General features: G+C 47.3%; 4 protein-coding genes. All 4 read left to right on the forward strand.

Going from position 1 to position 4,281, the window contains the following annotated elements; genetic code table 11:
• Positions 1 to 988, forward strand: a 988-nt coding sequence (locus MRX98_RS21435) for an RNA-binding domain-containing protein (RefSeq protein ID WP_246915090.1), incomplete at its 5' end; no start/stop codon positions are given.
• Between the two features lie 105 nt (positions 989 to 1,093).
• Positions 1,094 to 2,506: a hypothetical protein gene (locus MRX98_RS21440; RefSeq protein WP_246915093.1), complete on the forward strand. Its 1,413-nt coding sequence runs from the start codon at positions 1,094 to 1,096 to the stop codon at positions 2,504 to 2,506.
• Positions 2,507 to 2,597: 91 nt separating this feature from the next.
• Positions 2,598 to 3,428: a hypothetical protein gene (locus MRX98_RS21445; RefSeq protein ID WP_246915096.1), complete on the forward strand. Its 831-nt coding sequence runs from the start codon at positions 2,598 to 2,600 to the stop codon at positions 3,426 to 3,428.
• 197 nt (positions 3,429 to 3,625) lie between these two features.
• Positions 3,626 to 4,281: AAA family ATPase (locus tag MRX98_RS21450; RefSeq protein ID WP_246915099.1), on the forward strand; the 656-nt coding region annotated here is incomplete at its 3' end.

Raw genomic sequence — 4,281 nt, forward strand, 5'->3', positions numbered from 1 at the left:
TAATGATTTTTGGGCTGTGTCGCTACCAAATGATTTGGCTACATCTTCTCCGCGAAGCCCATCTTTATTCGCGTATCATGCAGCGCTGGTGCTTTTAGATGCAAAAGCACTTTTCTCCAAGATCAAGGTGGCAGATTTGCTTGACCCATCAATGCATGCAAACCGCGCCGCCGTGGAACGGCATCATCTATTCCCCAAAGGCTTCCTTAGTAAACAAAAGATTACAGGCATCCGGGATACCAATCAGATTGCCAACTACGCCTTGGTGGAATGGGGTGATAATGCAAATATCTCCGATCAAGCACCTGCAGATTACTTGCCCAATATGAAAGCAAGGTTCAAAGAAATGGAACTTGAGCGGATGTATCGTTTACATGCGCTCCCTGCAAACTGGGAGCACCTTGATTACCGTGACTTTCTGGAGAAACGGCGTGAGCTTATGGCACAGGTGATCGCAGAAGGTTACTCTACTCTTGTTGCAGAAAAGATCGGAGAAGATTTAGAAGAGGTGGAGATCGATTTGTCAAAATTAGTTTTAAATGGCGAATCAGAGGCGGTCGAGTTTAAATCTACCCTGCGTACGAATCTCCATACCGGTGACAAAGACGCTCGCATGGAGTTGGCAGTGCTCAAGACTCTGTCAGGTTTTTTAAACACAAATGGTGGCATGTTGATTATAGGGCTTTCGGATGATGGCACACCAGTTGGGATACAAGCAGATGATTTTACCAATGAAGACAAGATGAGCCTGCATCTGGTGAATATTGTCAAATCTCGTATGGGCATCCAAGCTATGACCAGCCTACACGCCCATTTCGATGATCATGATGACTGCCGGGTTATGGTTATAAAATGTCGAAAATCTCCTACGCCGATATTTCTCAAGGACGGCAATACCGAACGGTTTTTTATACGCACAGGGCCTTCTACCACAGAGCTAAGTGCAAGTCAGACGCAGGAATATATCAAACAGCGGTTTATGGGCTAACAAATCGCTGCACTGGATTTTCACTCCGCTGCGCTCCGTGAAAACCAGTGAGCTCAAACGTTAGCTTGCATCGATTCATGACCCAACATCCAAGAGGAGGTTTCTATGAAGACCATTAACCTGAACCTTCGCCTGCTCCTGTTACTCGCAGCGATAGTCATGACCACTCCCTTCGTCTCCCGGGCACAGGGATCAGTGGAAACGGCAGCGGCGGCAGCAATTGTCGGACTCGTGGGCGTATCCGGAGTAGTGGATGATGTTATGGAGAAAGCGGCAAACGAGGGTAACTACGTTGTCTTCAATGCAGCCTCACAGCTTCGTCTTCTAATCGAAAGCTTCCGGTTCTCCACTCGAGATATCATTAAATCCGGATTCGATAGACTTGACACTTCGCAACAAGCGACCTTCGCTAATATCCAGCGAGCCATCGTGACCCTCCAAGGCGCGATAGATCAACCGATAGAGAACGCGCGACAGTCCCTTGAGGAGGTTCATCAAATAGTCAACGATGGCTTGCCTTGGATGCGGGAGTCAGCCGTTCTTCGGAGTTCACCATCGGTAGTTGCCCCCTCAGCGCTCGCTGAAATTCCCTTTACTGTCCGGGGTATCAGCTTAGATAGCGCTAACCCGAGGTTGTGGTTCGGTAGCATTGAAGCAAAACGAATCGGCCTTGAAAGGCAACAGGCCATCTTCACTGTACCAGCGAAGGTTTTTGAGCGAGAAGCTGATTCGCCAAAGTACGTGTCTGGGCTCTTGGAGCTGTCTCTCAAGAAATGTAGTTGGTTCGTATTTTGTGACACCGAAGTGGTTCACAGCGAATTAGCTGTGTTGGTCCTCCCGGAACGCTTAGCGTCCGTTGAGATAAGTCGTAACACACGTAACGAACAGCGCATCTACCACGAGCGAGTTTTTAGCCGTGTTTTCGGCCACGACACTGGGGACCTAACACGGAAGCGGTGTAAAAAGAAGAGCCAGGGTCCCCATGATCCGTCGTATTTTATTGATATTGAGACTCTTCGGCCTGCTCCGTATAAGACGTCCTGCCCGTATCCCGAAAAAGGGTTCTTCGGTTCACTTCACAAAACCTTCTGCCCGGACGGACAGTTCACACGCGCCGCAGTTCGTGGGAATGGCCGCCATAGCTGGGATATTGTCAGCAAGAACACTGCGGGATTCACCGTCGAACTATGTGCGCAGTCCGTGATTAGCAAAAGACTAAGCAAGGAGCACGGTAAGATTTCCGTTAATTTGACGTGGAAGGAATTCAAGAAGGGTGATGTCGTAGGTCAATTTGAACCAGTCCAAGTAAGTGAAGTCCTTAATTGGGGTTCTCCAATACAGGTCGTTCTTCCTGAAGACACTCATGCAATTACGATAAAGCTGAGATACTTCGATGGATCAGATGCTGTATTCGATGGAAACTTTGCCGACAAGTACGTAAACGCATCGTACAACTTTGCAACGAAGCAATTGATAGTCCGACCTAAGGCCCCAAGCTCAATTGCCGGAATCAATTGAGGCGCCGGCCAACCCTATTTTGCACCGGATCGCTGATAGATCGTCGCACCCGGTGAAACTACCGTTAGAAATTTGATACATTGAAGAATGTATGACTTTAGTAGCAGCTTGGGTAAAGCAGAATAAAGGAGGTCAAGAGTTATATGTTGCAAGTGATTCTCGTCTGAATGGAGGCCAAACTTGGGATATTGGCACTAAGGTATTGGATCTTGGAAGAGGCGATGCAGTTATTGCATTCGCAGGGCTAACTGAGAATGCTTATCCCTTGATGCTGCAACTTCAGAGTGCAGTGAAAATGCACCCAAAAGTTCGTTCAAGAGCAAGTGATCTTACTACCTTGAAAGGACATGTTTTAAGAATCTTTAATGCAATGTGGGTTACGATAGCTAATCTTCCAGAAGGTCAACACCTCCCTGACCCTGCAAAAGTAGGGTTTATTTTAGCTGGTTACTCCTGGATGAGTCATGCTTTTAAAATTTGGACCGTTTACTTTCATTCTCCAACGAATGAGTTCAAATTTCGCAGTGCATCGACCCACAAGAAAAAAGGTGGAGGAAATAAATATTTTCAGTATATTGGCGACCACGCGAACCTCGCGTTTAATAGAACATACGAAATGTTGAAGGCCAGAAACCGGATATTCTCTATTGGGATGAAAATGGAGCCATTTGAGGTATTGTTGGAATTTATTAGGGATGAATCAAAACCATCTATTGGTGGGAGTCCCCAAATTATAAAAATATATCAACATTTAAATACTTTACCTTACAATACCTATTGGCCAAATCGTGTAGCAGGCTCAATCGCTTTTGCAGGGCGGCAGCTGCTTCCGTATGAACGCAATGAGTATTTGGCCATGGATCCGGATACTTTTGAAATAGAAGCCCCGGAGTGGCCGGATGCTCATATGCATAAAACCTAACAAGGCAAATTAACTCGGATGCAAATTCCGCTGCGCTCCATTTGCACCGGTTATTTGCAACGTTCAGCGGCCCTGATGGAGAACGGCTAAGCCATGGCGAAGTTAGGCATACAAAGTACGCTAGGTGGAGGTACAGGGCACGCATACCTATCCTTTGTCGGCTTGAACATTCTTCGTCATGACTCCGGGGAGGGCCAATGATTCAGAGCATTTCCATTCTCAACGTCGCCACGTTTCACCCGACAACTACCACAACGCTCGATGACCTTCGGCAGTTCAACTACATCTTTGGATCGAACGGCACTGGGAAGACAACGATCAGCCGCGTTATCGCGGATGCAGCCTTCAGCACGACCTGTGGATGTACATGGCAGAACGGACAGCCCCTTGAATCCGTCGTCTTGAACAGGGACTTTGTAGAGAAGAATTTCGACCAGATGCGCGGCGTCTTCACCCTTGGCGAGAAAGAGAAGGATACGGAAGACAAGATAATGGCGGCGAAGGAGGGCAAAGATAAGGAACAAGAGAAGGTCAACAACCTAAGGCACACGTTAGGAGGAAACGACGGTACAGGTGGAAAGAAAGGGGAACTATCGCAGCTCGAAAGCGACACCCGCGACAAATTTTGGGTGCCCGTCGAGAAAATCAAGAAGGAAAAAAAGCTGGATAAGGCGTTAAAAGGCTTTTTGAACGACAAAGAGAAATGTAAATCGAAGATTCTACAAGAAACAAATAACAATCAAGCTGCGTTGAAGCTGCTGGATGATTTGGAGAAGCGCGCTGAGACCATTTTCGGAGACACGCCAACTAAGCAACCGTCGCTACCAACGCTTTCATCAAGCTTGGTTTCCCA

This window comes from Desulfatitalea alkaliphila, assembly GCF_022968795.1.
Classification (GTDB): Bacteria; Desulfobacterota; Desulfobacteria; order Desulfobacterales; family Desulfosarcinaceae; genus Desulfatitalea; species Desulfatitalea alkaliphila.